This is a genomic window from Streptomyces sp. NPDC057638 (assembly GCF_042800315.1).
In the GTDB taxonomy this organism is placed as follows: domain Bacteria; phylum Actinomycetota; class Actinomycetes; order Streptomycetales; family Streptomycetaceae; genus Streptomyces.
This window is the reverse complement of record NZ_JBHVHF010000432.1, coordinates 1-5,149: the sequence shown is the minus strand read 5'-3', so window position 1 is coordinate 5,149 and position 5,149 is coordinate 1. Positions and strand designations below refer to the sequence as shown.

Genomic DNA, 5,149 nt, shown 5'->3' with positions numbered 1-5,149 from the left:
GCCCGCGCCCCGCGGGCCCACCGCCGCCCCGCACCCACCGGCCGCGTGACACCCGTACGCGCCGCCGCGTGATACCCGTACGCACTCTGGAAGAGAGTTCCCTCCCATGACAGACGTCCACACCCTGACCGCATCGCCGCCGGCCACCGCGGGCGGCGTGAGCGCGCGGGCCGAGCAGGACGCGCGGCACACCCGGAGCGCCGCCGAGGTCCTCGTCCAGGCCTTCGCGGACCACGGGTTCACCCACTTCACCGGCGTCCCCTGCTCGCTCCTCAAGGGCGTCTTCCGGGTGCTGGAGTCCGGGGTGGGTCCCGCCGAGACCGTCTCCTATCTTCCCGCGCCCCGCGAGGACTCCGCGCTCGGCGTCGCCTCGGGCCTCTCGGCGGCCGGTGCCAAGCCCGTCGTCCTCATGCAGAACTCGGGCCTGGGCTACTCGCTGAACGTGCTCACCTCGCTCAACCTCATCTACGACCTGCACGTTCCGCTGATCGTCAGCTGGCGCGGCCACGACGGGAACGACGCGGTCGAGCACGACATCATCGGCCGCGAACTGCTCAACCTGCTGGACGTGTTCGACCTGCGCCACACCGTCTTCGACCCGAACGAGCCCTACGCCTCCGTCGAGCGCTGCCTGGCGGCCGCCGAGGACGGCCGCGCCACTCCCGTCCTCATCGTCAAGGAAGGCATCTGAACATGTTCGGCATCCAGGACGCGATCCGCGCGGTCACCGAGAAGTTCCCCACCTCCCTGTACGTGTCCACCTGCGGGTTCATCACCCGCGACCTCTACAACACCGCCGACCGGCCCGAGAACTTCTACCTGGTCGGCTCCATGGGCATGGCCGCCCCCGTCGGCCTCGGCGTGGCGCTGGCCCAGCCGGGCCGCCATGTCGTCGTCCTCGACGGCGACGGCTCGTTCGCGATGAACCCCGGCGCGCTGCCGATGATCGCCGAACACGCCCCCGACCTGGTGCACATCGTCCTCGACAACGGTGTGCACGAGAGCACCGGCGGTCAGCGGCCGGTGCGCATCGCCGACCCGATCGGCATGGCGCTCGCCGCCGGCTACTCCGCCGCGTACAGCGTGTCCTCGGCCGAGGAGCTGGCCGCCGTACGGCCCGAGCCGGGCGTCACCACCCTGCTGCACGTCGTCTGCGCCCCGCGCGGCGCGCACGCCGGCCGGCGCGTGCAGTGGACCCCGCAGCAGCTCGTCGAGCGGTTCCGCGCCGCCGCGGCCGCCTGACACCCACCACGGACACGGATGAGGAGCACACGCACCATGGAAGACACCACCGCGACCGCGTCCGGGCAGGCGGAGCGGCTCCACAAGGTCCTGCTCGCGGTCCTGGGCGGATCCGTCGACATCGCCTCCCTCGGCCCCGACACCGACCTGTGGGAGGCAGGCATGGACTCGCTGCGGAGCGTGAGTCTGATGGTCGCCCTGGAGGACGAGTTCGACATCGAGTTCACCGACGAGCTGCTCACCCGCGAGACCTTCGCCTCGAAGAGCGGGATCACCGCCGCCGTCACGACCCTGGCGGCCCGGTGACGACCACGCCACCCCCCGTCGCGACGCGCACGACCGCCGGCCCGGCCGGACTGGGCATGCTCCCGGTCCGCTCCACCCGGCTGGTGGACCTCAACCTCCTCTCGGTACGGATCTCCAGCAACCTCGACACCTTCGACGCCTACGCGTACTTCTCCCGCGAGGCACCCGCCGGGACCGAGCCGGACCACGAGATCGTCTGCGTGGACCTGGACCGGGACCCGTACGACCCGGAGGTGCTGCGCGGGCTGAGCGACCGCACGCTGCGGGCCAAGCGCTTCCGCTCGGGCTACTACCTCAACCACATCTTCGGCGAACCGGCGTACCTCATCACCGAGGGAAGGCGCTCCTACGTCTTCGGCCGCCGCCTGGAGCGCACGGTCTGGCCGTACTTCGTCAAGCGGATCCTGACCGACTTCGCGGTCGAGCACGGGTATCTGCATCTGAAGGCGGCCGGTTTCACCTTCGACGACGGCGCCGCCACACTGCTCGTCGGACCCAACGCGGGCGGCAAGACGGTGTTCCTCACCCAGGCCTGCCTGGACGGGGCACGGTTCCTCACCAACACCCATGTGCTGCTGCGCGACGGGGAGGCACACGCCGTGCCCTCGGCGGTGCGGGTCCGGCGCGCTCCGCAGTTCGAGCGGCTGATCGAGGAGCACGGGCTGACCCCCCATCTGGAGAGCGGGGACTTCGTCGCCGCGCCGGAGCTGCTCTTCCCGGGCGCGCCCAGCGACAGCGGGCGGGTCCGCACCATCGTGATCACCGACTTCTCCCCCGAACGCCCGCGGGGCTTCGAGCGGATCACCGCCGAGCAGGCCGGTCTGTTCCTGGGGCTGTTCGCGGAAGGAGTGGTCAACTACGGCCTGAAGGACGACCTGCTGGCCCGTCACGGCGGCGACCTCCACGCGTTCACCGCCACCCTGGCCGGCCTGCGCGGGCAGCTCACCGCCCTGGTCGAGGGCGCCCGGTGCTACCGGGCGAACGTCGACATGCTCGACCCGCTCGTCCGCACGAGGGTCCTGGCGGAGCTGCGGGCGTGACGCCGCTTGTCGTCGCGGTGGTGCTGTTCGCCGCGGTCACCCATGCGAGCTGGAACGCGATCACCCACCGCATCAAGGACGAACTGGCCTGCCTCAGCCTGGTCGGCGCCGGACGCGCCCTGTCCGGCGCCGTCCTGGCGTGTCTGGCGCCGTTCCCGCCGTCGGCCGCCTGGCCGTATCTGATCGTCTCGATCCTGGTGCACATCGGCTACCAGGTGGCGCTGATGCGCTCGTTCCGGCTCGGTGACTTCGGCCAGGTGTACCCGATCGCCCGGGGTGTGGCACCGCTGCTGGTCACCCTGTTCGCCGTCTTCGCGCTGGGCGAGCATCTGTCGGGGGCCAGCGCGGCGGGGATCGCGGTCGCGATGACCGGGATCGTCGGCCTGGCCCTGTGGGGGGTCAGGGACCGGACCAGCCGGCCCAGCGGTCCGGCCGTGGCGATGGCCACGACGACAGGACTGATGATCGCCGTGTACACGGTGGTGGACGGCGTCGGCGTCCGCGAGGCGGGTGCGGCCCTCGGCTACATCGCCTGGCTGATGCTCCTCGACGGCCTCGCGATCCCCGCGTACGCGGCGGCCACACTCCGCGGCGACCTGCTCCCGCGACTGCGCCCCGTCCTGCTGCCCGGCCTCGTCGGCGGCGTGCTGTCCGTCGTCTCGTACGGGCTGGTGCTGTGGGCGCAGACCCGGGCACCGCTGGCGCCGGTGGCCGTGCTCCGCGAGTTCAGCGTGATCGCCGGCGCGGCAATCGCCGCGTTCCTCTTCAAGGAGCGCTTCGGCGGCCCCCGCATCGCCGCCGCCACCCTGATGGTCATAGGCATCGCCCTGCTGCTGGGGACGACATGAAGGAGACCGGCACATGCCCACGGAGACCGAACGCAAGTACCTCGTCGACGCGCACGACCCACGCTGGCGTGCCCTGGTCCGCGCCACACACACCCTGCGCCAGGGCTATCTCTCCACGGACCGTTCGCCCGAGGTCCGGATCCGGGTCGTCGACGACACCGAGGCCTTCCTGACGGTCAAGGGCCCCCGCTCCGGCCCGACCCGCGCCGAGTACGAGTACCCCGTCCCCGTCCCGGACGCCCTGGAACTCCTCGCCCTCTGCACCGGCCGCGTCCTGGAGAAACAGCGTCACTCGCTCCCGGACGACTGGATCGTCGACGAGTACACCGGCACCCACGCGGGACTCACGGTGGCCGAGATCGAGTGGCAGGGCGACCCGGCCACCCCTCCCCCCACACCTCCCTGGGCGATCCGAGACATCACCGGCGACCCCGCCTACTCCAACGCGACCCTGGCGCTCCCCTGACCGCCCCTGGCCCGTCACCCGACGGCAGACGGCAGGCACCCGAGTAACCACCACCGCGCACCAAGCCCCGCATCCACCCGCGGCGACAGGCCCACCCCCGCCCACGGCACCCGAGCCCCCCACGACGGCCCGAGCCCCCACCGCCACCCGCCGGGATCACACGACCCACCGACGGTCCCGGCCCGCCCTCGACAGCCCCCCGGAAACGACGAAATCCCGCCCGATCAACTGATCGGGCGGGATTCGTCAGCCATTCCAGGGCCAACCCAAGAACAGCGGTGTCTGTGGACCTGTGGGGATTTGAACCCCAGACCCCCTCGATGCGAACTACGGGCGGGGCGGTCGCTGACGAGTGGAGCGCTGCTCAACTGATTGACGAGAGACGCTGGAGGCCAACTGCGGTCAAGGTGGTTGCTGTACCCCGCTGCTGTACAGCAGCAGGTACTGGTCACCGCCCAGGTCTCTCACGCCGCCTCGGCCGCTAGCGTTACCGCGCTCGCTGTTCTAGCTGTTCAGGGCTTGCCAGGTTGCTCGACCCACCCCTGTCCGGCACGCTTGCGTGAGGGCGCGCTGATCGAACCACCGGGGCTGCCGCCCCCAACACCGCAACCCCCGTCGCAGTCGGGACGGCCAGCCTAGGACTGATCCAGACAGCAACCGCCACTCCTAGAGCGAGCAGTCCGACCAGGATCCTCATGGAGTAACGGCTAGCAACCCCACGGAGCTTGTCGGGGAGGCGTACATTCATGTGCGGCACCTTCTTCGGGCGACGTGTATCGAACGGGTGTAAGCGCGGCCTCCTGTTGCCGCAGGAGGCCGCTCGTCGTTGCCAACGTGCCGTCACTTTCCTGCATCTAGCGTGGATTTACCTGCTCGCCCACACGACCCTTTGGCCCGCATGTAGGTTGTACGCCGTACGGCTAAACCTGCTGCTCAGGGCGCAAGTGCGATGCGGGCCAAAGGGTCGGACTGCTTTAGACACTGAGGGCATCACCCTTTGGCCCGCATATAGTTCTTAACGCCGCACGAAGAAACTCGCTGGTCAGAGCCCGTTTGCGATGCGGGCCAAAGGGTTGGATAGGGGCTGACATGCCAAGGAACGCCGATCGTCGCGTACACCGACTAGCCACCCTGGAGGCCCTGCGACCACGGCTAGATGAGTGAGTCCGATGTTCTCAGTGGTCGTAGGCGATGAGGGAGCGTTTGATCTTGGCGCCGGTGGCCCAGTTGTGCCAGATCCCGGCTGC

Annotated in this window: 6 protein-coding genes; all 6 read left to right on the top strand. The window is 70.1% G+C overall.

Annotated features, from left to right (window positions below; translation table 11 throughout):
- Nucleotides 1-106: 106 nt before the first annotated feature.
- The 6 genes from ACFVIM_RS32640 to ACFVIM_RS32615 are packed head-to-tail and all read left to right on the top strand — an operon-like array spanning nt 107 to nt 3,902.
- Nucleotides 107-691, top strand: a complete 585-nt coding sequence (locus ACFVIM_RS32640; RefSeq protein ID WP_384309245.1) for a thiamine pyrophosphate-binding protein — start codon at nt 107-109, stop codon at nt 689-691.
- A gap of 2 nt (nt 692-693) precedes the next feature.
- A complete protein-coding gene (locus ACFVIM_RS32635; RefSeq protein WP_384309242.1) occupies nt 694-1,242 on the top strand; it encodes a thiamine pyrophosphate-dependent enzyme in 549 nt (182 codons plus the stop codon).
- A gap of 36 nt (nt 1,243-1,278) precedes the next feature.
- Nucleotides 1,279-1,548, top strand: a complete 270-nt coding sequence (locus ACFVIM_RS32630) for an acyl carrier protein (protein ID WP_384309239.1) — start codon at nt 1,279-1,281, stop codon at nt 1,546-1,548.
- 56 nt (nt 1,549-1,604) lie between these two features.
- Nucleotides 1,605-2,588: a FomB family phosphonate monophosphate kinase gene (locus tag ACFVIM_RS32625; RefSeq protein WP_384309248.1), complete on the top strand. Its 984-nt coding sequence runs from the start codon at nt 1,605-1,607 to the stop codon at nt 2,586-2,588.
- Nucleotides 2,585-3,436: an EamA family transporter gene (locus ACFVIM_RS32620; RefSeq protein ID WP_384309236.1), complete on the top strand. Its 852-nt coding sequence runs from the start codon at nt 2,585-2,587 to the stop codon at nt 3,434-3,436. Before ACFVIM_RS32625 ends, ACFVIM_RS32620 begins: the two co-directional genes overlap by 4 nt.
- 13 nt (nt 3,437-3,449) lie before the next feature.
- Nucleotides 3,450-3,902: a CYTH domain-containing protein gene (locus ACFVIM_RS32615; protein ID WP_384309233.1), complete on the top strand. Its 453-nt coding sequence runs from the start codon at nt 3,450-3,452 to the stop codon at nt 3,900-3,902.
- The last annotated feature ends 1,247 nt before the right edge of the window (nt 3,903-5,149 follow it).

Coding starts and splice junctions, on each gene's coding strand:
- ACFVIM_RS32635 (WP_384309242.1), top strand. CDS start 694: ATGTTCGGCATCCAGGACGCGATCCGCGCGGTCACCGAGAAGTTCCCC.
- ACFVIM_RS32630 (WP_384309239.1), top strand. CDS start 1,279: ATGGAAGACACCACCGCGACCGCGTCCGGGCAGGCGGAGCGGCTCCAC.
- ACFVIM_RS32625 (WP_384309248.1), top strand. CDS start 1,605: ATGCTCCCGGTCCGCTCCACCCGGCTGGTGGACCTCAACCTCCTCTCG.
- ACFVIM_RS32615 (WP_384309233.1), top strand. CDS start 3,450: ATGCCCACGGAGACCGAACGCAAGTACCTCGTCGACGCGCACGACCCA.
- ACFVIM_RS32640 (WP_384309245.1), top strand. CDS start 107: ATGACAGACGTCCACACCCTGACCGCATCGCCGCCGGCCACCGCGGGC.